This is a genomic window from Streptomyces sp. PKU-EA00015 (genome assembly GCF_013387495.1).
Classification (GTDB): Bacteria; Actinomycetota; Actinomycetes; order Streptomycetales; family Streptomycetaceae; genus Streptomyces.
The window spans coordinates 16,196-40,166 of sequence record NZ_JABZEE010000063.1; the positions used below are offsets into that span (position 1 = coordinate 16,196).

The window sequence follows — 23,971 nt, forward strand, 5'->3', positions numbered from 1 at the left end:
CAGGCGCCGCCCGCCCGCACACGCACCACCACCGCACAGAGGAGCACCGACCGTGACCGAGCCGCACGCAGAGCACGCCACGCCGTGGCGTGAGGCCGACGCGCCGCTCGGCCCCCCGGCCGGCCCGGTCTCAACGGCCACCGGACCCACCCGCGGCCCCGGCACCGTCACCCCCGCGGACGCCGCCGACGCCGCTCGGCTCGTCTCCTTCGGCCTCCAGCCCAAGCTGCTCCCCGCCCGCGACGCGGAGTACGCCGAACTGCTCCGCCGCTACCGCGAGGACACCCCCTTCGCGCGGCTCGCCGACGCCGTCGCGACCGGCCTCGGCCTCGTCGTGCTCGAGGTCTCACCCCGCGCGGGCATGGCCGTCACTGCGGCAGAGGACTCCCTCTTCGCCGTCCGCATGGGCGACTACGCGCGCCGCGCCGCGGCCGACTCCGCCGACCGCTTCCTGCACGGCCTGGCCCACCTCGCCGTCGCGGCCATGGCCTTCCCGCGTCCCGAGGACCTCGCGGACGACGGCTACATCGGCCGGATCACCGTCAACGGCGTCGACGCCTTCGTCCGGCAGGCCTGCCGCAGGCTGGAGGAGCGCGCCGAGGAGCAGGGCGAGAACAGCGACCCCGCCAGCGACGCCCCCGGCCTGGAGGCGGCCTGGCGGGTGTACGCGCGCCGCAGCGCGACGGGCGCCACCAAGGACGCCCGGCGCCTCGCCGGATCCACCACCGGCATCGTCGGCAAGGCGGTCGCCTTCCTCACCGACTCCGGCTTCCTCCAGCGGACCGGCGACGACGCGGGAGGCGCGTACCGCACCACGGCCCGCTACCAGTTGCAGGTGCGCGACATGGCCGGCAGCGCGGCGATGGCCGAACTGCTGGAGCTGGGTGTCGTCCCCGTCAGCGACGGCACCGCGACGCTCGTCCCGCCGCCCGACGGCGACGACCTGGAGCTCGCGGCGGACGCCGGCCTGCCGTTCCACGCGTGACCGCCCCCGCCCCGCGTCACCGTCCCCGCGCAGCCGCCCTCCCCGCGCCACCGCACCGCACGCGCCACCGCTCGACGAAGCCAGAAGAAGACTGAGAGTCCGCCGCCATGTACGAGTTGTCCCGGGTCCGCCTCTACTCCATCGGCCCTGCCGGTGCGCGCTACGCCGACACCGTGCTCGACCTGCGCGGAGTCGGCGAGCCGGTGCCCGACCCCGCTCCCACCCAGGCGGAGTTCTTCGAGGAGGAGCCGGTCGGCCCGCCGCGCCGTCCCGCGCCCGCCGGCGTGCTCTTCCTGGAGAACGGCGGCGGCAAGTCCGTCCTGCTCAAGCTGATCTTCTCGGTCATGCTGCCCGGCCACCGCAACACCCTCGGCGGCGCGAGCTCGGGCGTGCTGCGCAAGTTCCTGCTCGCCGACGACTGCGGACATGTCGCCCTGGAGTGGCAGCACACGCAGACCGGTGAGCTCGTGGTCGTCGGCAAGGTCAGCGAGTGGCGCGGGCGCCAGGTCTCCAACGACCCGCGTAAGTTCGCCGAGGCCTGGTACTCCTTCCGGCCTGGCCCCGGACTCAGCCTCGACTCCCTCCCCGTCGCCGAGTCCACGGCCGTGCGGCCGCCGGCCGAAGGAGCCTCCGGAGCCCGTGGCCGGCGCCGGACCATGAAGGGCTTCCGCGACGCCGTCACCGAGGCAGGCAAGGCGTATCCGCACCTCGACGTGTACTGGGAGGAGACCCACGACCGCTGGAACGAACACCTCGGCGAGCTCGGCCTCGACCCCGAACTGTTCCGCTACCAGCGCGAGATGAACGCCGACGAGGGTGAGGCCGCGGGCCTCTTCGCCGTCAAGAAGGACTCCGACTTCACCGATCTGCTGCTGCGAGCCGTCACCGACACCCGCGACACCGACGGCCTCGCGGACCTTGTCAGCGGCTTCGGCAACAAGCTCGGCCGCCGCGCCGAGCTCACCGCGGAGCGGGACTTCACGGCCGGCTCGGCCGACCTCCTCGGCCGGATCGTCGAGGCCGCCGAGGCGCGTACGCGCGCACGCGCGATCCACGCGGGCGCCGAGCGCCGCACCCGCACCCTGGCGCGCCGCCTCTCCGCCCGCGCCACGCAGGAGCGGGCCCGTGCCGCCGACCTCGCCCAGCAGGTCACGGCCGCCGCGCACACGGTCACCGAGGCCGAGCAGGCCCGCAGCCGCAGCTCTCTGATCGCCGCCGAACTGGCGTACCGGCACGCCTCCCTGGCCCTGACCGTCGCCGAGAAGGGCGCCGCCGCGCAGCGCCGTGAGCTCATCGACGCGCGCACGCTGCACTCGGCCTGGCAGGCGGCCGAGGCCGTGCTGCGGCACCGCGCCGCCGGTGACCGCTCCGCCCGCGTCGCGGCGGCGATCCGCGAGGCCGAGCGGGACGCGGCACCCGCCCTGGCCGCACGCGCCAAGGCCGCCGGAGATCTCGTACGCGCTCTGCACAGGGCCGCCGAGGACGGCGAACGGGTCGCGAACGAGGAGGAGGAGCGTTCCCGCGCCCTGCAGGAGGCCGGCGAGGCCGCCCATCGCGACGCCACGGTCGCGGCGACGGAGGCTCAGCGCGCCCGCAGCGAGATCGGCCACCTGCGCCAGCGCCTCGCAGAGGTCGAGCAGGAGACCGCGGAAGCCGTACGGGCCGGCTGGCTCGACGACACCGCACCCGACGCCGACCCGGCCAGGGCCGCGCTGGCGGCGAGCGACGCGGAGAAGTCGACGGTCGCGGCCTGGGACGCCGCACGTGAGGCGGCGCGCGTCACGGCCGAGCGCGCCAAGGAGGCCGCCGCGGCGGAGTCGCGCGCCGAGCTGACCGCCGCGCGCGCGGCGGACGCGGCGCAGGCCGCGGAGCACGCCTACGAGGCGGAGCGCCGCGCGGCCGAGTCCATCGCGGAGGACGGCCGGCTGGCGGAGCTGCTGAGCCTTCCCGCGGCCCAACTGCCCGGCCCGGCGGTCCCGGCACCGCGCGGCCCCGGCGCGATCCCCGCCGACCACGCCCGCGGTCCGGCGGCCACCGCCCGCGTGCCGCACCCGGGTGACGCCGCGCACGACGGGTCCGGTGTTCGGCCGGAGGACGCTCAGCCCGAGGGCGAGCCCGGGCATCGCGGACCGAGGGCCTCGGCCGATGCGGGCACCGCAGCGCACGACGGGACGCGCGGCGGCCACGCGGAAGGGGACGGCGGTGCCCTGGCCGAAGCAGGCGCCGGAGCCCCCGGCGGGGCACCCGTAAGCCCCTTGGACGGCGGCGCCGCTTCCGGCGCCCGGGCCCAAGGCGAGGCGGCCCGGGCGGGACACGGCGTTCCGGGCGCTGCGGCCACGGGGGACACGGCGGCGTACGGCGGGGCTCCTGACGGCGCCGCCGGCGGGCGGCGCACCGCGTCGCTACGGGCCGGTGACCATCCCCTCGGCGCCGTCGAGCTCGACGGATTCGCGGACGAACTCCGCGAGTTGCTGGAGCAGTCCATCGCGTCCGCCGAGCGGCAGCTCTTCGACCTGCGTACCGCCGCCGCCGACGACGCCCGCATCCTCGGCGCCCTCGGTGACGGCGGGCTCCTGCCGCCCGCACCCGACGTGCTCGCCACCGTCGAGTTCCTCGGTGAGCACGGCATCCCGGCGCTGCCCGGCTGGCGCTATCTCGCCCAGTCGGTCGACCCCGCCGACCATGCCGCCGTGCTGGCCGCGCGGCCCGAGCTCGTCGACGGTGTCGTGATCACTGATCCCGCCTCGCACGCCCGCGCGCGTGAGGCGCTCGCCGGCGCGGCACTGCTGCCGCGTTCGGCCGTCGCCGTCGGCACCGCCGCCGCGCTGCTCGCTCCCGTGCCCGCGACGGGCACCGGCACCGAGCAGGACGTCTTCCTCGTTCCGCCGAACCCCGCCATGCACGACGAGGCCGCGGCCGACGAGGAACGGCACGCGCTGCGGGCCAGGGCGACCGCCCGTGACGAGGAGATCCGCGCGCTCGCCGCACGCCTCGCGGGCGACCGCTCCCTCGCGGCCCGGCTCGCCGCCTGGCGCGAGGACTGCCCGCAGGGCATGCTCGCCGAGCTCGCCGACGCCGCGCGCACCGCCCGCGCCGTGGCGGTGGAGGCGCAGGAGGCCCTCGCCGAGGCCCGTACGGCACGGGCCGAGGCCGACGAGGCGGCCGCCGACGCCGCGCGTGTGCGGGAGGAGCGGCAGGAGGCCGCGCAGCGCGCCCGTCGTGCCGCGGACGCGCTCGCCGGCCTCGCGTTCCGGCTGCGCGAACGCGCGGGCTGGCAGGCCAAGCTGCGCGAACTGGCCGACGAGGCCGCCGAGTCCGAGGCCCGCGCCGCCGCCTGCCTGGAGCGCGCCAAGGCCTCCGACGAGGACCGCCGCGCCGCCCAGCGCGCCGGTGACGACGCCCGCCGCACCGCCCGCGCCCTGCGCGCCGAGCGTGCCGAGATCGCCGGAGCCCCCGAGAACCTCCCCGAGGACGACGGCGACGCCCCGCGCGCCTTGCTGCCCGCGCTCCGCGAGGCCTACCGTGCGGCGTCCCAGCTCTACGAGAAGGTCGGCGTCGGCGCCGATCTCCGCGCCGAACAGGCCCGCGCCGAGAGCGACGAGAGCGCCGCACTCGCGGAGCTCGACCGCCTCACCAACAAGGTCCGCACCCGCGCCGCCCAGCTCCTCGAAGGCACGGACGGCGCCGACGGCCCGTCCCGCCAGGCAGCCGCCGCCCGCGCCGAGGCGCTCGTGCAGATGCTGGAGTCGCGCGCGTCCGAGGCGAGCGAGAAGCTCGGCCGTCTCCGCGGCGAGGCGGAGCGGCTGGCCCCGGCCGACGGCGCGGCGCACACCGACCTGCCCGACGACCTCGTCCCCGCCGACGCCGAACACGCCAAGGCGCTGCTGCGCACCGCCGACGGCGAACTGGCGGCGCGCACCGAGGCGCTGGAGACCGCCCGCACCAGGCACGCGGAGCTGCTCCGGGCCCACCGAGCCGCCGAGGACGCCGCCGGCGGCTTCGACGAGACGGCGGCGCTCCTGCGCGACCTGCTCCGCGACCACCACCAGGACGACGAGGCGGCCGACGCCCCGGAGCCGTATCCGGGCACGCTGGAGGAGTCCCGCCATACCGCGGCCCAGGCACGCCGTTCACTGCGCGGCTGCGCGACCGACCTGTCGGCCGCCGAGTCGGCCGTACGCGAGGCGAGCGACGTGCTCGTACGGCACGCCAACTCCACGCGCTACGAGCAGGTCCGCACCCCCGCACGACAGCAGATCCGCGAACTGCCCGCGGCCGCGCTGCCCGAGCACGCCGCGAAGTGGGCCGAGGCGTTCGCGCCCCGGCTGCGGGTGCTGACCGACGAACTGGCGCAGCTGGAGCGCAACCGGGACACCATCGTCGACCGCCTGCGCGGTCTGGTGGAATCGGCCCTCGCGACGCTGCGCTCGGCCCAGCGGCTGTCCCGGCTGCCCGAGGGCCTCGGGGAGTGGTCGGGACAGGAGTTCCTGCGGATCCGTTTCGAGGAGCCGGATCAGGCCACGCTCGCGGAGCGGCTCGGCGAGGTCATCGACGAGGCGACCCGCGCGGCGGTGAAGAAGAACGCGTCCGCCGCCTACGGCGAGGGGCGCAGGGACGGCATGTCCCTGCTGCTGCGGGGCGTCCAGGCGGCCCTGGAGCCGAAGGGCGTCGCGGTGGAGATCCTCAAGCCGGACGCCGTGCTCCGCGCGGAGCGGGTGCCGGTGGGGCAGATGGGCGACGTGTTCTCCGGCGGACAGCTGCTGACGGCGGCGATCGCGCTGTACTGCACGATGGCGGCCCTGCGCAGCAACGACCGCGGGCGCGACAGGCACCGGCACGCGGGCACGCTCTTCCTCGACAACCCCATCGGCCGGGCCAACGCGACCTATCTGCTGGAGCTCCAGCGCGCCGTCTCCGACGCTCTCGGTGTGCAACTGCTGTACACGACGGGCCTGTTCGACACGACGGCGCTCGCGGAGTTCCCCCTGGTGATCCGGCTGCGCAACGACGCGGACCTGCGGGCGGGCCTGAAGTACATCCGTGTCGAGGAGCACCTGCGTCCCGGACTTCCCCAGATCGAGCCCGCAGGGGAGACGGTGCACGGCGAGATCACGGCCACGCGCATGTTCAAGCGGGCCCCGCTCCCGGAGCAGTCGGCGTCCGAGCCGTCCCCGGCGGCCGAAGGGACGGCGACGGCACCGGACGCGTAGCCGACCGCCCGGCCGGGCCGACCAGGACGGGGCGGCCTCGGCATCGGATCGGCCGGGTCACGCGGGCGGCGGCCCGGCAACGTCGGCCACGTGACCTGCGGCTCGGACGGCCTTGCCCCTCTGCGCGCCCAAGCGGGCTGCCACCCCGGCGACGCCGCCCCTCAGCAGGCGAACCCGCGCGGGTCAGGCCCCTGACAGCCCGCCCGCGCCGGGCCTCCGTATCCGCGACGCCTCGCGCGCGGACGCCCGCGCCGCCCGGCGCGCCCGGCGGCGTTCGCGGCGCAGTTGCCGGGCCGTGCTGCTGGGCACGGACACCACCCCATGGCGCTGGTTCCACACCTGCCGCGTCACCCACACGTCCAGCACCGACCAGGTCGCGACCACCGTGCTCGCCACACTGCTGAGCACCGTCGGGAACGCCAGCCACGAACCCGCCACCGACAGAAGGAAGGCCGCCATCGCCTGAATCAGCGTGAGGGACGTGATGATCACCGCTCGGACCGCAGCCGTACGCACCGGATCCGCCATGGGGCGCCTGGCGCTCGGCTCCTCGGTCCAGAGCGAGCGCGGCACATACGCGTCGTCACATGCGGTCGCCCTGGAGGCCCCGGACGCCGCCTTCCGCAACAATTCCGGCGCGGAGCCCGGAGTCTCTTCGCGGCGCTCGTGCGTGTCCATGGATGCTGTCACTCCCCACCTCTGTCCACTTCAGGGCGGCTGCCCGGAATCCGTCGCTCTACTCCGGCTGTTCCGGCTCGCGCACTCCTGCACGGACAGCCGCCGCATTCCGTGGAATGCGGTGCCCATCGACGAGTCGGCGCGTGACGACTGTGAACCTCCGCGGCTCCCCGTACGTAAGGACGATCGGGAAACCATGAAGATTCCCGTCGTACCGACCACGTCCCGGACTCGCGTCCCCGACCCCGTACGCCCCGCACCCCAAGCGAAGAATTCCGGCCAACTGCCCCGGTCGGAAAAGAGGCGTGTCGCCGCTCCCTGGTGACACGGAGAGGAATGCCATCTCCGCGAATACCGGGACATGGCGCTACCGCGTTCACTTCCGTCGGCCGAAAATCGTCCGGACGTTCCTTCGAGTTGTCTGTGTGACAGTAGTAGGCTCGCGCCGTTTGTTGACGGAACACCCGCCGAGCCGGGCCGTGTTGAGCAGGGGGAGGCCATGCGCTTTCGCGGGAAGTCCATCCGCCGGAAGATCGTGGCGCTGCTCCTCGTGCCGTTGCTGTCCCTCACGGCACTGTGGGGGTTCGCCACCGTCCTGACCGGCCGGGAGGCCGCTCAGCTCCTGGCTGCCAGTTCCGTCGCCGAACAGGTCGGCCCCCCGGTCGAGAACACCGTCGACGTCCTCCAGAAGGAACGCCGTCAGACCCTCGTCTACCTGGCCGACCGCCGTGCCTCGGACGCGCTGCCGGCCCTGCGCACCCGGCGGGACGCGACCGACACCGTCGTCGCCGCGCTGCGCGACAAGGCCAGGACGCAGTCCGTGCGCGACGACATGACGCCCGAGACCGCGCAGCAGCTCACCTCGCTCCTCGACGCGCTCGACGGCCTCGGCGCGCTGCGCCGGTCCGTCGACGGCAACACGATCACCCGGTTCCAGGCCCTCGAGTTCTTCAACCGCCTCGTCGATCCGTCCTACGGCTTCCTGCTCACCCTGCACGGCCTCAACGACGCCGCGCTCGAACGGCAGGGGATCGGCCTGGTCGGGCTGCTCCGGGCCCGCGAGATGCTCGCCCGCGAGGACGCTCTGGTCGCCTCCACCCTCACCACCCGCAAGGTCACCGGCGAGGAGATACGCACCCTCACCGACCTCGTCGCACAACGCAATCTGTACTACGAGCTCAACCTCGCGAGCCTGCCCGCGAAGGACCGCGAGATCCACGAGGCGTACTGGCGCAGCCCCGAGACCGTGCCGCTGCGCGAGACGGAGGAACGCCTCATCACCCACGGCCCCGCCGACCGGCTCGCCTCCGCCGAGATCGACCGCTGGGAAGAGGCCGCGACACCCGTCCTCGACGACCTCGCACGCGAGAGCAGGGAGGCCGGCGACCGCCACGAGGACCGCATCGAACCCGCCGCGTACAGCGTCTTCGTACGCGCGGGAGTCGCCGGCGTGCTCGGCTTCCTCGCCGTCCTCGTCTCCCTGATCGTCTCCGTGCGCATCGGCCGCGACCTGGTCCGCGACCTGACCCGGCTGCGCAAGGAGGCCCACGAGGTCTCAGGCGTACGCCTGCCCAGCGTGATGCGCCGCCTCGCCGCCGGAGAGCAGGTCGACGTCGAGACCGAGGCCCCGCGTCTGGACTACGACAAGGACGAGATCGGGCAGGCGGGGCAGGCGCTCAACACCCTGCAGCGCGCCGCCGTGGAGGCCGCCGTGCGCCAGGCCGACATGCGGCGCGGCGTCTCCGAGGTCTTCGTCAACCTCGCCCGCCGCAACCAGGTCCTGCTGCACCGGCAGCTCACCCTGCTCGACGCGATGGAGCGGCGCACGGAGGACACCGAGGAACTCGCGGACCTCTTCCGCCTCGACCACCTCACCACCCGTATGCGCCGCCACGCCGAGGGTCTGGTGATCCTCTCCGGCGCGGCGCCCTCCCGCCAGTGGCGCAAGCCGATCCAGCTGATGGACGTCGTACGGGCCGCGGTCGCCGAGGTCGAGGACTACGAGCGCATCGAGGTGCGCCGGCTGCCGCGCATCGGCGTCGGCGGACCCGCGGTCGCCGACCTGACCCACCTGATCGCCGAACTTCTGGAGAACGCCACGGTGTTCTCGCCCCCGCACACGGGTGTGCAGGTCCACGGCGAGCGGGTGGCCAACGGGTTCACCCTGGAGATCCACGACCGCGGACTCGGCATGGCGCCCGACGCGCTTCTCGACGCCAACCTGCGGCTGGCGGAGACACCCGAGTTCGAGCTGTCCGACACCGACCGGCTCGGCCTGTTCGTCGTCAGCCGGCTCGCCCAGCGCCAGAACGTGCGCGTCTCGCTCCAGCAGTCCCCGTACGGCGGCACCACGGCCGTCGTGTTCATCCCCGCAGCGCTCCTCACCGAGGCGCCGGAGACCCAGGGAACCGGATTCCGGCTCGACCGCAAGACCGAGAGCGCGGCCGGCCGGCGCGACCACAGCAGGCTCGCCCTGTCCAAGGTCCCCTCCGGGCTGACCGGCTCCGCCCTGCTCGACGGGCCCGTGGAACTGGAGGCGCCCGTCGGCGCCCTGGGGCCGGACGACCGCCGCGGTGACCGGTCCGGCGCAGTCGACCGCGCGGCCGTCGTCGACGCCGCCCTCGGCGACCTGGAGGACACCGAGAGCGAACGCGGCGGTATCTTCCGTCCCCGCTCCCAGCGTCGCGACGGCGTGGGCCGCGAGGGCGCCGGCCGGGACCAGCACCGGCAGGGGCTCGTACCCGGACAGGAGCCGTCGGCCGGACCCGTCCCGCTGCCCCGGCGCAGGCGGCAGCCGACTCTCGTCGCCGACCACGGCCGCCGCGTCGACGAGCGGAACACCGCCGGGCGGCACCATCCCGCCTCCGACGCCGGGCGCGGCACGGATGCCCCGACACCCTTCGGACGGACCTCTCCGCCCGCTGGGGGCACCGCTCCGCCGGCCCTGCCGATCCCGCTCGTCCCGGACCGCCGCGACCGGTCGGGCCAGGGACGCGAGCCGGTGGCCCAGGACCCCGGTCCGTCGCCCCGCGGCCGGGCACCCGGCCCCGAGGCGCCTGCTGCCGCTCCGCCGCTGCTCGACGGACTGCCGCGGCGGGTCCGGCAGGCCAGCCTGGCCCCGCAGTTGAGGGAAGCGGCCGCCGCACAGCCGCCCGCGGCGCCCGCCGCCAGGCAAGAGTTCGAGCGGGACGCGGAGGAGGTCCGCAGCCGTATGGCGTCCATGCAGCGGGGCTGGCAGCGCGGCCGCCGGCGCAACGCCGAGGAAGCCGCGGCCGAACGCGGCACGGACCAGGCCACCGGCCCCGGCCGGAACGCACCAGGAACGACATCGGAGGGGGACGGTCCATGACCGCACCGCACGCCGCAGCATCCAGCGCCACCGGCGCACAGGTCGCCGCCGGGGGCGCCGGCGAGCTCAACTGGCTCCTCGACGAGCTGGTCGACCGCGTCGCCAGCATCAGCAAGGCGCTCGTGCTCTCCAGCGACGGCCTCGCCACCGGCACCTCCAAGGAGCTGACCCGTGAGGACAGCGAGCACCTGGCCGCGGTGGCCTCGGGCTTCCACAGCCTCGCCAAGGGCGTCGGCCGCCACTTCGAGGCCGGGCAGGTCCGCCAGACGGTGGTGGAGCTCGACGAGGCGTTCCTCTTCGTCACCGCGGCCGGTGACGGCAGCTGCCTGGCCGTGCTCGCCGACGCCGACTCCGACGTGGGCCAGGTCGCCTACGAGATGACGCTCATGGTCAAGCGGGTGGGCGCCCACCTGGCCACCGCGCCACGGACCGGTCAGGCCGCCGGAGGGTGAGAGGCTGCCATGAGTGACTCACTCCGGAACAGCCGCACCCCGCCCCACTGGATCGACGCGGACGCCGGTCCCGTGGTCCGTCCGTACGCCATGACGCGCGGCCGCACCGCGCACGACAGCCGCCACCGGCTCGATCTGATCGCCCTGGTCGTGCCCGATGCGTCCGCCGCCGACCCCCGCCACGACCAGACGCTGTCCCCGGAGCATGTCGAGATCGTCGAACGCTGCGGTGGCACACCGCAGTCGATCGCCGAACTCGCCGCGGGACTGGACCTGCCCGTGGGCGTGGTCCGGGTCCTCGTCGGCGACCTCGTGGACGACGAACTCGTCCACGTGACCCGTCCCGTACCCCCGGCAGAACTGCCGGACGTGAGCATTCTGCGCGAGGTGATCAATGGCCTTCGGGCGCTCTAGCCGCCGAGAGGCACCGCCGGAGCCGGTGACTCTGAAGATCCTGGTGGCGGGCGGCTTCGGCGTCGGCAAGACCACCCTGGTCGGCGCGGTCAGCGAGATCAGACCCCTGCGCACCGAGGAGACGCTCAGCGAGGCGGGGCGTCCCGTCGACGACGTCTCCGGTGTGGAGAGCAAGACCACGACCACGGTCGCCATGGACTTCGGGCGGATCACCCTGCGCGAGGACCTGGTGCTCTACCTCTTCGGCACCCCCGGTCAGGACCGCTTCTGGTTCCTGTGGGACGAGCTGGCACAGGGTGCGCTCGGGGCGGTCGTCCTCGCCGACACCCGGCGTCTGGAGGACTGCTTCGCCGCCATCGACTACTTCGAGCGCCGGGGCATCCCCTTCGCCGTCGCGGTCAACTGCTTCGAGGGGGTGAACCGCTTCCCCGCCGAGAGCGTACGGGCGGCGCTGGACCTCGACGCCGAAGTACCCCTCCTCATCGGCGACGCGCGTGAACGCGAGTCGGTCAAGGAGATCCTGGTGGCCGTCGTGGAACACGCCCTGGTCCGCGCGGACCAGGCCCGCGAGCCCGCCACCACCTGAAGTCGCGGGCACGGGACACGGCCCGTACCCCCACCGACAGGGGTACGGGCCGTGCGCCTCCAGGGGCGTCCCGCCGGTCTCAGCTTCCGCCGGGCTCCTCCTCCCAGCCGAAGCTCTTCTCCACCGCCTTGCGCCAGTTGTGGTACTCGCGCTCGCGCACCTCGGCGTCCATCCGCGGCGACCACTCGACGTCGCGCTGCCAGTGGGCCTTCAGCTCGTCCAGGTCCGACCACACACCGGTCGCGAGCCCGGCCGCGTACGCGGCGCCCAGACAGGTCGTCTCGGAGACCTTCGGCCGGATCACGGGCACGGCCAGCACGTCCGCCTGGTGCTGCATCAGCAAATGGTTGGCGGTCATGCCGCCGTCGACCTTCAGCGTGGTGATGCGCACCCCGGAGTCCTGGTACATCGCGTCGACGACCTCACGCGTCTGCCAGCTCGTCGCCTCCAGCACGGCCCGCGCCAGATGCGCCTTGGTGACGTACCGGGTGAGCCCGGTGATCACTCCGCGCGCGTCAGAGCGCCAATACGGCGCGTAGAGGCCGGAGAAGGCGGGCACGATGTACGCGCCGCCGTTGTCGTCGACGCTCGCGGCCAGTGTCTCGATCTCGCCGGCCGACCGGATGATCCCGAGCTGGTCGCGGAACCACTGGACCAGCGCCCCGGTGATCGCGATCGATCCCTCCAGGCAGTACACCGGATTCGCGTCGCCGATCTTGTAGCCGAGCGTGGTGATCAGTCCGCTCTTCGAGGGCACGGGCCGGTTTCCGGTGTTGAGCAGCAGGAAACTTCCCGTGCCGTACGTGTTCTTGGCCGTGCCCGTGTCGTAGCACGCCTGGCCGAAGACGGCGGCCTGCTGGTCGCCCAGAGCGGAGGCCACCGGGACGCCGGAGAGCTGGCCCACCGCCGTGCCGTACACCTCGGCGGACGACCTGATCTCCGGAAGGATCGCCTCGGGCACGTTCATCGCCGACAGGATGGCCGGGTCCCACCGCAGGGTCTCCAGGTCCATCAGCATGGTGCGCGACGCGTTGGTGACGTCGGTGACGTGGACGCCGCCGTCGGTGCCGCCGGTGAGGTTCCAGATCAGCCAGGAGTCGATGGTGCCGAACGCGATCTCACCGCGCTCGGCCCGTGCCCGCAGCCCGGGTACGTTGTCCAGCAGCCAGGCGGCCTTGGGCCCGGAGAAGTAGCTGGCGAGCGGAAGACCGGTGGTGTCGCGGAAGCGGTCCTGGCCGTCCGCGCCGCCGAGTTCACGGCAGAGCGCGGCCGTGCGCGTGTCCTGCCAGACGATCGCGTTGTGCACGGGCTTGCCGGTGGCGCGGTCCCACAGGACCGTCGTCTCACGCTGGTTGGTGATGCCGAGCGCGCTGAGCTCGCCGGCCCGCAGCCCCGCCTTGGCGAGGGCGCCCGCGACGACGGCCTGGACCTTGGACCAGATCTCGGTGGCGTCGTGCTCCACCCAGCCGGGCCGGGGGAAGATCTGGCGGTGCTCGCGCTGGTCGACGGCGACGATCTCGCCGTGCTGGTTGAAGACGATGCAGCGGCTGGACGTGGTGCCCTGGTCGATAGCGGCGACGAACCTGTCGGTCATGACGTCCCCTTGTCGAAGCGGCCGCGAGGCCGGGAGGCATGCGGCTAGAAGGCCGCGTTGAAGATCAGACCCGCAAGCAGCCCGCCGACGAGGGGCCCGGCGACGGGCACCCAGGAGTAACCCCAGTCCGAAGTCCCCTTGTTGGGGATCGGGAGCAGGGCGTGGACGATGCGCGGACCGAGGTCGCGGGCGGGATTGACGGCGTATCCGGTGGGCCCGCCGAGGGACAGGCCGATGCCGGCGACCAGGAGGGACACCAGCAGGATGGAGATGCCCGATCCGTAGATGCCGGCGTCCTGGCCAGGGATCTGGCCCACTCCGATGCCGTCGTTCCTGCCGAAGGCGAGGATCGGCAGCACCAGGCCGGCCGTGGCGATGATCTCGGTGACGAGGTTGGCGGCCGGCTTGCGGATCTCGGGGCCGGTGGAGAAGATCCCGAGCGTCGGCTGGGCGGTCTTGATGTCGGCGTTGGCCTGGAACTGGGCGTAGTAGACGAGATAGGCGAGTACGGCGCCGATGATCGCGCCCACCATCTGTGCCGCGATGTACAGCGGTACCTTGCCCCACTCGCCGGTGTCGACGGCGACGCCCACGGTCACGGCCGGGTTGAGGTGCCCGCCGGACAGGGGAGCCGCGGTGTAGGCGCCCGCCAGCACCGCGAAGCCCCAGCCGAACGCGATGACGACCCACCCGGCTGCCCTCGCCTTGGAGTGGTGCAGCGTGACGGCGGCGCAGACGCCCGCGCCGAAGAGGATGAGGATCGCGGTGCCGATGACCTCACCGAGGAATATGTCTCCGTTGCTCATGGCGGCTCCTTTGCCCTGGCCCGGGGCCCGGCCCCGGTTCTCCGTGCAGGGTGCGTGCTCCATGGCGTGCATGGCTGCGGACCGGAGGCAGGGGAGGTCCCCGGCCGCCGCCCAGCGTGGGTGACGAGCGTGGTGAGCGTGCCGAAGTGCGGCGATGCCGACGAGGAGGCAGTTTTCCCCTGCCGTGATGGGGCGTCAAGGTCGCGGACAGCATGCCCAGTTCATGACGGGTGCTGGACACGGAGGTCGGGAACGTCAAGAGGCCGCGCGGTGCCACGCCGGATTGGATCGTCGGCGCCGGCGCCCTGCGCGTCAGCCCGCCCGGTGCCCCGCGACCGAGCGCCGCGCCACCGGGAAGTCGAAGTACGTGTCCGGGAACGGCTCCGGCTTGTACGTGAAGTGCCACCACTCCTCCGGCAGATTCACGAACCCCTGCGCGGCGAGCGTCCCTCTCAGCAGCTGCCGGTTGGCGCGCTGGGCCGCGGTGATCCGCGGGTCGTCGGTGTGCGACAGCGTGTCGAAGCAGTCGTAACCGGTGCCCATGTCCGCGGAGTTGTCCGGGAAGCGCTCGGAGACGGGCGCGTAGCACGCCGTCAGCGGCTCGCCCGGCACATACTCCCGCGTCGGCTCGGCGGGCAGCCTCACGATGGTCAGGTCCACCGTGCTGCCGCGGCTGTGCCCGGACTTCTCCGCGATGTAACCGTCCGCGAACAGGCGCGACTTGTCGACCCGCGGATAGAACTCCTGCTTCATCGTCTCGTCGTCGAGGTCCCTCGCCCAGCGCACGAAGTGATCGACCGCGCGCTGCGGCCGGTAGCAGTCGTACACCTTCAGCGAGTACCCCTGCCGCAGCAGCTGCGACTGCGCCCGGCCCAGCGCCTCGGCGGCCGGCCGGGTCAGGATGCACAACGGCTGCCGGTACCCGTCGACGGGCTCGCCGACGAAGTTGTGGTCCGTCGTGTAGCGCATCTCCTGGATGATCGTCGGCGCGACGGTGCGCAGCGACACGAACTCCCGCGGCGCCTTCGGTTCGGGGGTCGCCCGGGCGACGGGAGCGGCCGCCGAGACAGCGAGCAGCCCGGCGGCGGCCACGGTCAGAGCGCGGAAAGCGGAACCAAGTCGAGTCATGCGCACACCGTTTATCACTTCCCGCCCCGGCGGGAAAGAGTGATCGGATACAGTCCGCCCGTGCCCCAGGACTCCCACTGCGGCCACTGCGGAGCGCCGTACGGCTCCCCAGCCGGCCGGCCCCGCACCTGTCCCGCCTGCGGTGAGACCGCCTACCGCAACCCCCTGCCCGTCGCCGTCGCCCTGCTCCCCGCGTACGACGACCGCGGCACCGGACTCGTGGTCATCACCCGCACCATCGAACCCGCCCGCGGCGGCACCGCACTGCCCGGCGGCTTCATCGACCACGCCGAGGACTGGCGGCACGCCGTCGTGCGCGAACTCGCCGAGGAGACCGGCATCGAGGCACCGCAGCACGACGTGCACCTCGCCGACGCCCTCAGCTCGGCCGCCGGGCACCTGCTGCTCTTCGGACTGCTGCCCGCCCGGCCCGCCGCCGCGCTGCCACCGCCCCGGCCCACCGACGAGACCGACGGCTGGCACCTGCTGCGCGGACCCGAGGAGCTGGCCTTCCCGCTCCACACGACCGCCGCGCACAACTGGTTCACGGGCGCGTACGCACCTCGCTGACCCGCCGTCAGCCGAGGCCGCGCACCCTCACCGGGTCGTCCACCGCCACCCGCCCCGCGTCGGTGACCCGCTCCACCACCACACGGCCCTCCACCAGACGCGTCGCGTAGCGCTCGATCCGCGACAGCGCCCAGCCGTCACCGGTGTCGCGCACCACCAGTCCGCCGCCCTTGCGCCCCGGCGCCGGCGCCCAGACCTCCAGCTCCACCCGGCCGTCGTCACCCTGCACCGCGAGCACCGTCCCCGCCCGCGCCAGCACGGGGATCCGTGACACAGGCGCGTCCACCAGCACCTGAGCCGGGCCCTCGTACGCGCGGCCCGTCACCGTGTCGTACCAGCGCCCCCGGGGCAGCCGCACCGCCCGCCGGTCGGAACCCGGCTCCAGCACCGGCGCCACCAGCAGCGAATCGCCCAGCAGAAACGCGTCCTCGCAGTCCCGCAGCACCCGGTCCTCCGGGCAGCCCCACCACAGCGGACGGACGTACGGCGCACCGGTCAGCCGTGCCAGATGCGCCAGCCCCACCAGATACGGCCGCAGCCGATCCCGCTCCCGCAGCGCCGTCCGGGCATGCGCCAGCACCTCCGGCCCGAACTCCCACGGCTCCGTGCACGTGTTCCCGGCACGAAGCAGCGGAAGGTACGCGGCCATCTGGAGCCGCCGCAGATACAGTTCCGCCGACATGCCGGGCACCGGCCCGGCCTCCGCCCCCGCGAACGGAACCCCGCAGACGCCGAGCCCCAGGACCAGCGCCAGCGAGGCACGCAGCCCCGGCCACCCCTTGGGCACCGGCCCGGCCCAGACCCCGCCGTACCGCTGCACCCCCGTCCAGCCGGAGCCGGACACCAGGAACGGCCGTTCGTCGGGGCGCAGCCGGCACAGCGCCTCGTAAGCGGCGCGCGTCATCGCCAGACCGCCCACGTTGTGCGCCTCCCGATGGTCACCGCCACGGCCCTCCAGTACATGCCGCGCCGAACGCGGCAGCGCCATGGACCCGAACGGCGACTTTGCCCACGGCACGGGCGCCTCGTGCCACATCCCCGAGCAGCCCTGGTCCAGCAACTCCCCGTACAGCTCCCCCCACCACGCCCGGGTCCGCGGATCGGTGAAGTCGGGGTGCACGCGATCGCCCGAAGCCGCCACCCCGCGCACCACGGCGCCCCGCGCGTCCCGCACGAACGCCCCCGCGCGCACCCCGGTCTCGTACACCTCGTCACCCGGCCGCGCCGCGACGGCGGGACCCACGACGCGGACCAGCCGCACCCCCTCCTCGCGCAGATCCTTCGCCAGCGCGGGCAGATCCGGGAACCGCGTCTCGTCCACGCCGAACGCCGCCGCGTCCTCGGGAGGCGTCCGGCGGAACCAGCCGGCTCCGGCCTGCTGCGCCAAACGCCCCCTTCCCCCGCCGAGATGCATCGCCGACAACGGCAGCCCGCGCTCCCTGTAGGCGGACACCAGACGCCGCACCGCCTGCTCGTCGTCCGCCCCGGCGCCCGTGTGCTGAAGCCCGAGCGCCCACGAAGGCGGCAGCGCGGGCGCACCCGTGAGCTGCGCGAATCCGCTCAGCACACGGGCCGGAGTGCCCACCAGCATCCAACTCCGCAGCGGCCCGCCGTCCATCCTCAGCTCGACGGCCCCCGGCCGGTCATGGCCCGAGCCCGCCCCCTCCTCGCCCTCCCGCACCGTGACCCGGCCGTCCCACGACGTGTCGTGGAACGCCAGATGCGACCCCGCGTCGGCGACCACCATCTGTACGGGCATCGTGATGTGCGGAGCATCTCCCTCCGGCCCTGCGGCTCCGCCGTTCCAGAGCCGGTACGTACCCCCACGCAGCCGGAGGCCCGTGTCCCGGCCGCCCAGACCGAACATCCGCGCGTCGGCGCCGACCTCGCTGCGCTGCACCCAGCGGGCCGGACCGCCGCCGACCGGCTCCCACCAGCGCGGCGGCAGATCACGACGCAGCACCACACCGCCGGGAGTGCGGATCTCCACCGCCCCGTGGCGTGACACCTCGACCGTCACCCGCTCCGACACCACCCGCCAGCCGCCGTCCTTGTCCGGCTCGAGAGCGGCCCGCGGATCCGGCTCAGGATGCGGACCGGCCAGCCCGTACGACGGCAGAGGCTCAGCACCGTCCCAGCCCCGGAACACCGCCCCGCCCGAGGCGACCACGATGCGCAGCTCGGAACGGGCGAACCGGACGATCCCGCCGCCCGGCAGCGGCTCCGCCTCCTGCGCCGCACCCGGCACTCTGGCCCGCTCCGCCCCCCTGACCGACAGCTCCCGAGCGTCCGCCCTGCCCCGCCGCCACGCGGAGCGCGCCGCCCGCAAGCCCTGAACCGAGCCGACATTCCTCACCGTGCGCACCAGGTCCCGACCGTCCATGCAGCTCACCCTGCCACCCGGCCGACGGATCAGGTGCACTGTTCAACTGCCGTTCACTCGTGGTGGGAGCACATATCCGCCCTCCCGACCATGGGCGGAGAGCCCTGGTGCGAGAGACGATCACGTGGCATCGTCCCTTTCAGCCCGCGTCCGCGCACACCCCGCCGGCCCGCGGGCCGCGCGGACACCGCGCACCGACCGCGTAGAGAAAGCCCGGGAGCCGACCCATGACCTCAGCAGCGAACCCCGCCCCGCTCTGGCAGCCCGACGCCGACCGCATCGCGGCCGCCCGCGTCACCCACTTCCAGTCCTGGGCCGCCGAGCGCTACGGAGCACCGGCCGAGGGCGGCTACCCGACGCTGCACCGCTGGTCCGTGGCAGAACTCGAGACGTTCTGGCAGGCCGTCGCCGACTGGTTCGAGATCCGCTTCTCCACCCCCTACGAGCGCGTGCTCGGCGACCGGACCATGCCCGGCGCCCAGTGGTTCCCCGGCGCCACCCTCAACTACGCGGAACACGCCCTGCGCACCGCCGAGGACCCGGCACGGGCACACGACCCCGCACTTCTTCATGTGGACGAGACACATGAGCCCACGCCCATCAGCTGGGCGGAGCTCCGCCGCCAAGTCGGCGCACTCGCCGCCCAGCTGCGCGCCCTCGGCGTACGCCCGGGCGACCGTATCAGCGGATACCTGCCCAACATCCCCCAGGCCGTCACCGCCCTGCTCGCCACCGCCGCCGTCGGCGCCGTATGGACCTCCTGCGCTCCGGACTTCGGCGCCCGCAGCGTCCTCGACCGCTTCCAGCAGGTCGAACCCGTCGTCCTCTTCACCGTCGACGGCTACCGCTACGGCGGCAAGGAACACGACCGCACCGCAACCGTCGCCGAACTCCGCCGCGAACTCCCGACCCTGCGCGCCGTCGTCCACATCCCCCTGCTCGGCACCGAGGCCCCCGAAGGCGCCCTCGACTGGTCCGCCGTCACCGCCGGGGACGCCGACCCCGTCTTCGAGCAGGTCCCCTTCGACCACCCCCTGTGGGTCCTCTACTCCTCCGGCACCACCGGCCTGCCCAAGGCCATCGTCCAGTCGCAGGGCGGCATCCTGCTCGAACACTTCAAGCAGCTCGGCCTCCACTGCGACCTCGGCCCCGGCGACCGCTTCTTCTGGTACACCTCCACCGGCTGGATGATGTGGAACTTCCTCGTCTCCGGCCTCCTCACCGGCACCACCGTCGTGCTGTACGACGGCAGCCCCGGTCACCCCACCACCGGCGCCCAGTGGAGCGTCGCCGAACGCACCGGCGCCACCCTCTTCGGCACCTCCGCCGCCTACGTCATGGCCTGCGCCAAGGCCGGCGTCCACCCCGCCCGCGACCACGACCTGTCCAAGATCGCCTGCGTCGCCACCACCGGATCCCCCCTGCCGCCGGACGGCTTCCGCTGGCTCCACGACGAGGTCGCCGAGGACCTCTGGATCGCCTCCGTCAGCGGCGGCACCGACGTCTGCAGCTGCTTCGCCGGCGCCGTCCCCACGCTCCCCGTCCACATCGGCGAACTCCAGGCCGCCTGCCTCGGCACGGACCTCCAGTCCTGGGACCCCCAGGGCAAGCCGCTCATCGGCGAGGTCGGCGAACTCGTCGTCACCAACCCCATGCCCTCCATGCCCATCCGGTTCTGGAACGACCCCGACGGCAGCCGCTACCGCGACAGTTACTTCGAGATGTACCCGGGCGCCTGGCGGCACGGGGACTGGATCACCATCAACGAATCGGGTTCCGTGGTCATCCACGGCCGGTCCGACTCCACCCTCAACCGCCAGGGGGTGCGCATGGGATCCGCCGACATCTACGAGGCGGTCGAACGCCTCCCGGAGATCCGCGAGTCCCTCGTCATCGGGCTGGAGGAACCGGACGGCGGCTACTGGATGCCCCTGTTCGTCCACCTCGCCGAAGGCTCCGTACTCGACGACGCCCTCAAGGACCGCATCAAGCGGGCCATCCGCGAACAGCTCTCGCCGCGCCACGTCCCCGACGACATCATCGAGGTCCCCGGCGTACCGCACACCCTCACCGGCAAGCGCATCGAGGTCCCCGTCAAACGTCTTCTCCAGGGCGCGGCGCTCGACAAGGCGGTCAACCCCGGATCGGTCGACAACCTCGAACTCCTGCGCTTCTACGAGGAACTGGCCCGCACCCGCAAGTAGCCCCGGGCCCGGACGCCGCTCCCGGGCGGCGTCCGGGGCGACCGGCGCCGTTGTCAGTGGCACCACCTACCGTGAGTGAGCAGTGACCAACAGCGCTCAGGGGGAATCAGCATGGCGCACACCAGCAGGTCCAAGCGGCCGGGCACCCACGCATCGATGCGGCGCATCCTGCGCCGCGAAGTCCCCAGCACCGTCGGCATCCTCGCCGACACCCGCGACTTCACCGCGATGCGCCGCTACCGGAGCTTCACCTTCGACGACCACACCACCTACCTCCGCCAGTCCGAGCAGCTCCTGAAGACGCTCGCCACCCGGCAGCTGCACACCACGGTCGCCCTCTTCGACCCCGACGAATACGCCGAGTTCTGCACGGAGACCGGCCTCGACGCCGACACCGCCGAGGCCCGCAGTCGCTTCACCGCCGAGCTCACCGGCCGCGGCCCCACCGTCACCTATGCGGGACAGCCACTGGCCGAGCTGCTGCCCCGGCTCATCGACCAGGCCGTCCGCCACGCCACCTGGCAGTACGCGACGCTGCTCCTCGCCGACCTCGGCACCTGCGCCGACTGCGGCCAGGACATCGGACGCTCCGCATTCGACCGGGCGTCCCGGATCCTCATGAGGCTCCTCGAGGTCGCCGGACCCGGCACCCACCATCTCGTGTGCAGCGTCCCCGGCCCCGACGAACAGCTCCTCGCCGTGCTCCACGCCCACGGCTCCGCCTCGACCTCCGCAGAGATCGACGCCGGGGAGGGCGCCGAGTTCGTCACCGTCCTCGCGGCCGGAATCGCCCTCGAAACCACCGGCGGAGTCGTCCTGCGCACCAGCCGCCCCGGCAGCCCGGACCACCTCCACGGCTGGCGCCTCGACCACGGCCGGCTGATCCCGCTCACCGCGGGCGAGGTCTTCAGCGCCTACTGCACCGACGCGGCCACCGGCGAACCACTGTCACCCGAGCCCGGCGTCGAGTACTGCGCCGGGTTCCCCGTCACCACCGACGACCCGGACATCCACCACTGAACGGCCAAGGGGGCCTCCCGCCACCCGGCGGAAAGCCCCCTCCACAGCACCCGACGACTACTCGCCGGACAGCACCGCCTGAGCCGCCAGCCGCGCCTCCTCGGCGGTGTCGGCGGCGCGCGCAGCGGCCGCGGCCCGCTCGCACTGCGCCAGCGTGTACTTCGCCAGCGTCGCGCGCACATAAGGAATGGACGCCGCGCCCATCGACAGCGACGTGACACCCAGACCCGTCAGCACACACGCGAGCAGCGGATCGGAGGCCGCCTCACCACACACACCACAGCTCTTGGCCTCGGCCTTGGCGGCCTCCGCGGCAAGCGCCACCAGATCCAGCAGCGCCGGCTGCCACGGATCCTGCAGCCGCGACACCGCACCCACCTGCCGGTCGGCGGCGAACGTGTACTGGGCGAGGTCGTTGGTCCCCAGCGAAAGGAACTCGACCTCCTGCAGGATCGAGCGCGCCCGCAGCGCGGCGGACGGGATCTCGACCATCGCGCCGAACTTCGCCTGGAGCCCCGCCTCCCGGCACGCGTCCGCGAACGCCTTCGCGTCCGTACGGTCCGCCACCATCGGCGCCATGACCTCGAGGTACACCGGCAGCCCCTGCGCCGCCTTCGACAGCGCGGACAGCTGCGTGCGCAGCACGTCCGGGTGGTCCAGCAGCGAGCGCAGCCCGCGGACACCCAGCGCCGGGTTCGGCTCGTCGGCCGGCGTCAGGAAGTCGAGCGGCTTGTCGGCACCCGCGTCGAGGACGCGCACCACGACCCGGCCCTCGGGAAACGCCTCGAGCACCTGGCGGTACGCCTCGACCTGCTTCTCCTCCGACGGCGCCTGCTTGCTGTCGTCGAGGAAGAGGAACTCGGTACGGAAGAGCCCGACACCCTCCGCGCCGGCATCCACGGCCGCCGGCACATCCGCGGGACCGCCGACGTTCGCCAGCAGCGGCACCTTGTGCCCGTCCGACGTCGCACCCGGACCGCTCGACGCCGCGAGGGCGGCCTTGCGCTCCGCGGCGGCCTGCTCCATCGCGGCCCGCTTCTCGGCGCTCGGCTCGACGAAGATCTCTCCCGTGCTGCCGTCCACCGCGATCAGCGTGCCCTCGGCCAGCTCGCCAGCGCCCGGCAGAGCCACGACGGCGGGGACGCCGAGCGCCCGCGCCAGGATCGCGCTGTGGCTCGTCGGACCGCCCTCCTCGGTCACGAAGCCGAGCACGAGCGCCGGGTCCAGCAGCGCCGTGTCGGCCGGCGCCAGATCGCGCGCGATCAGTACATACGGCTCGTCGCTGTCGGGCACACCCGGCATCGGCACCCCGAGCAGCCGGGCCACGATGCGGTTCCGTACGTCGTCCAGGTCCGCGACCCGTCCGGCCAGGTACTCACCGGCACCCGCCAGCAGGGCCCGGTAGGCGGCGAACGCGTCGTACACGGCACGCTCGGCCGTGCTGCCCACGGCGATGCGACGCTCCACGTCCGCCATCAGCTCGGGGTCCTGGGCCATCATGGCCTGCGCCTCGAGCACGGCCTGCGCCTCGCCGCCGGCGAGATTGCCCCGGGCGATCAGATCCGCGGCGACGGCCTCGACGGCCTTCCGGGCACGTCCCTGCTCGCGCTCCGCGTCCTCCGCCGGTATCTGCTTGGCCGGCGGCTCGAGAACCGCCGTGCCCATGTGCCGCACCTCGCCGATCGCCACCCCGTGGCTCACGCCGACGCCTCGCAGCGTTGTCTCCATGTCACCCGTCTCCGGTTGAGCGGCGATCCCTGCCGCCGCGGTCGATGTCGAACTCGCCGTCACCGGCGTGCGGCGGTCACTGCCAGCCGAAGAGGCTGTCGCCGGCCTTCACGTCGCCGTCCTCACGGACGTCGGAGAGGGAGTCGGGGGTGGCCTCCAGCGCCACGACCGGACAGATCGGCGACTTCCCGGCCGCCTCGACGGCCGCCGGGTCCCACCGGACCACGGCCTGTCCGCGCTGCACGGTGTCGCCCTTGTTGACGAGGAGCTCGAAGCCCTCACCGTTGAGCTGCACGGTGTCGATGCCCAGATGCGTCAGAACTCCGTGCCCCTCTTCGTCGACGACGACGAACGCGTGCGGGTGGAGAGAGACGACGATGCCCGCGACGGGGGAGACGGCCTCCGTAGTCCCAGGCTCGGGATCGATGGCGGTGCCAGGACCGACCATCGCGCCGGAGAACACCGGGTCGGGCACGGCCGCGAGCCCGATGGCCCGTCCGGCGAGAGGGGACGTCACTGTGGTCATGGAGCCTCCCAGGGCGGGGATTTCGTGCTGCGTCGTCACTGCTCGTACCGGACGACGCACTGTTCAGCAGGGTATGTCATATGAAGTCCTAGTTCCGCATGACAGCTACCAGTTGACGGACCTAGGGGGCACCGCAAGCGATTTGCCTCGACTGCGGCCGACCTGTACTGTCGTACCCCTGCCTGGCCCCAACGCGACGTCGAGTCGGGGGTCGGCAGCGCTATCAAGCCGAGATCCTAACTGGTCTAAACCACTGCTGTCCGCAGGGTGGGTGGTCAGAGGGAGTGAGAAAGCCTGATAGTGTTGGAAACACCGAAGGGAAGCGCCCGGAGGAAAGC

The 23,971-nt window shown here is 73.3% G+C and carries 16 protein-coding genes; 9 read left to right on the plus strand and 7 right to left on the minus strand.

The annotated features are described in order from the left end of the window. The first annotated feature begins 52 nt into the window (after positions 1 to 52). Positions 53 to 985 carry a hypothetical protein gene (locus HW130_RS31005; protein ID WP_177153091.1) on the plus strand — a complete coding sequence of 311 codons (933 nt, stop codon included), beginning with the start codon at positions 53 to 55 and terminating at the stop codon, positions 983 to 985. Positions 986 to 1,092: 107 nt separating this feature from the next. Then, the gene (locus HW130_RS31010) at positions 1,093 to 6,195 is read left to right on the plus strand and encodes a hypothetical protein (protein WP_177153092.1); all 5,103 of its coding nucleotides are present in this window, start codon (positions 1,093 to 1,095) and stop codon (positions 6,193 to 6,195) included. Positions 6,196 to 6,378: 183 nt separating this feature from the next. Here HW130_RS31010 and HW130_RS31015 read toward each other — a convergent pair whose 3' ends face one another. Beyond that, positions 6,379 to 6,873, minus strand: coding sequence for a hypothetical protein (locus tag HW130_RS31015; RefSeq protein WP_256356457.1), 495 nt, complete (start codon positions 6,871 to 6,873; stop codon positions 6,379 to 6,381). Between the two features lie 499 nt (positions 6,874 to 7,372). Here HW130_RS31015 and HW130_RS31020 point away from each other — a divergent pair, with 499 nt between their 5' ends. The 4 genes from HW130_RS31020 to HW130_RS31035 are packed head-to-tail and all read left to right on the plus strand — an operon-like array spanning position 7,373 to position 11,674. After that, entirely contained in the window at positions 7,373 to 10,222 is a 2,850-nt protein-coding gene (locus HW130_RS31020) for a nitrate- and nitrite sensing domain-containing protein (RefSeq protein WP_177153093.1), read from the plus strand. After that, positions 10,219 to 10,674: a roadblock/LC7 domain-containing protein gene (locus tag HW130_RS31025; RefSeq protein WP_177153094.1), complete on the plus strand. Its 456-nt coding sequence runs from the start codon at positions 10,219 to 10,221 to the stop codon at positions 10,672 to 10,674. The genes HW130_RS31020 and HW130_RS31025 overlap by 4 nt, the downstream gene beginning before the upstream one ends. 9 nt (positions 10,675 to 10,683) lie before the next feature. Then, complete coding sequence (locus HW130_RS31030) at positions 10,684 to 11,088, plus strand: DUF742 domain-containing protein (RefSeq protein WP_177153095.1); 405 nt, start codon at positions 10,684 to 10,686, stop codon at positions 11,086 to 11,088. Further along, positions 11,069 to 11,674, plus strand: coding sequence for an ATP/GTP-binding protein (locus HW130_RS31035; RefSeq protein WP_177153096.1), 606 nt, complete (start codon positions 11,069 to 11,071; stop codon positions 11,672 to 11,674). Before HW130_RS31030 ends, HW130_RS31035 begins: the two co-directional genes overlap by 20 nt. 79 nt (positions 11,675 to 11,753) lie before the next feature. On the opposite strand, the gene glpK is transcribed toward HW130_RS31035, so the two are convergent. The 3 genes from glpK to HW130_RS31050 form a co-directional block, all read right to left on the minus strand. Continuing rightward, the gene (gene glpK, locus HW130_RS31040) at positions 11,754 to 13,268 is read right to left on the minus strand and encodes a glycerol kinase GlpK (protein WP_177153097.1); all 1,515 of its coding nucleotides are present in this window, start codon (positions 13,266 to 13,268) and stop codon (positions 11,754 to 11,756) included. Between the two features lie 44 nt (positions 13,269 to 13,312). Next, positions 13,313 to 14,074 (minus strand): MIP/aquaporin family protein, encoded by a 762-nt coding sequence (locus HW130_RS31045; protein ID WP_177153098.1) that lies wholly within the window; start codon positions 14,072 to 14,074, stop codon positions 13,313 to 13,315. A gap of 312 nt (positions 14,075 to 14,386) precedes the next feature. Next, positions 14,387 to 15,202: a M15 family metallopeptidase gene (locus tag HW130_RS31050; RefSeq protein WP_177153099.1), complete on the minus strand. Its 816-nt coding sequence runs from the start codon at positions 15,200 to 15,202 to the stop codon at positions 14,387 to 14,389. 39 nt (positions 15,203 to 15,241) lie between these two features. On the opposite strand from HW130_RS31050, the gene HW130_RS31055 reads away from it, so the two are divergent. Next, complete coding sequence (locus HW130_RS31055; RefSeq protein WP_177153100.1) at positions 15,242 to 15,772, plus strand: NUDIX domain-containing protein; 531 nt, start codon at positions 15,242 to 15,244, stop codon at positions 15,770 to 15,772. A gap of 7 nt (positions 15,773 to 15,779) precedes the next feature. Here HW130_RS31055 and HW130_RS31060 read toward each other — a convergent pair whose 3' ends face one another. Beyond that, positions 15,780 to 18,155 (minus strand): TIM-barrel domain-containing protein, encoded by a 2,376-nt coding sequence (locus HW130_RS31060; RefSeq protein WP_177153101.1) that lies wholly within the window; start codon positions 18,153 to 18,155, stop codon positions 15,780 to 15,782. 227 nt (positions 18,156 to 18,382) lie between these two features. Here HW130_RS31060 and HW130_RS31065 point away from each other — a divergent pair, with 227 nt between their 5' ends. Continuing rightward, a complete protein-coding gene (locus HW130_RS31065; protein WP_177153102.1) occupies positions 18,383 to 20,359 on the plus strand; it encodes an acetoacetate--CoA ligase in 1,977 nt (658 codons plus the stop codon). A 111-nt stretch (positions 20,360 to 20,470) separates the two neighbouring features. Continuing rightward, positions 20,471 to 21,379, plus strand: coding sequence for a hypothetical protein (locus tag HW130_RS31070; RefSeq protein WP_177153103.1), 909 nt, complete (start codon positions 20,471 to 20,473; stop codon positions 21,377 to 21,379). A 57-nt stretch (positions 21,380 to 21,436) separates the two neighbouring features. On the opposite strand, the gene ptsP is transcribed toward HW130_RS31070, so the two are convergent. Next, a complete protein-coding gene (gene ptsP / locus HW130_RS31075; protein ID WP_177153104.1) occupies positions 21,437 to 23,107 on the minus strand; it encodes a phosphoenolpyruvate--protein phosphotransferase in 1,671 nt (556 codons plus the stop codon). A gap of 76 nt (positions 23,108 to 23,183) precedes the next feature. Beyond that, a complete protein-coding gene (locus HW130_RS31080) occupies positions 23,184 to 23,633 on the minus strand; it encodes a PTS glucose transporter subunit IIA (protein WP_177153105.1) in 450 nt (149 codons plus the stop codon). Positions 23,634 to 23,971: the final 338 nt, after the last annotated feature.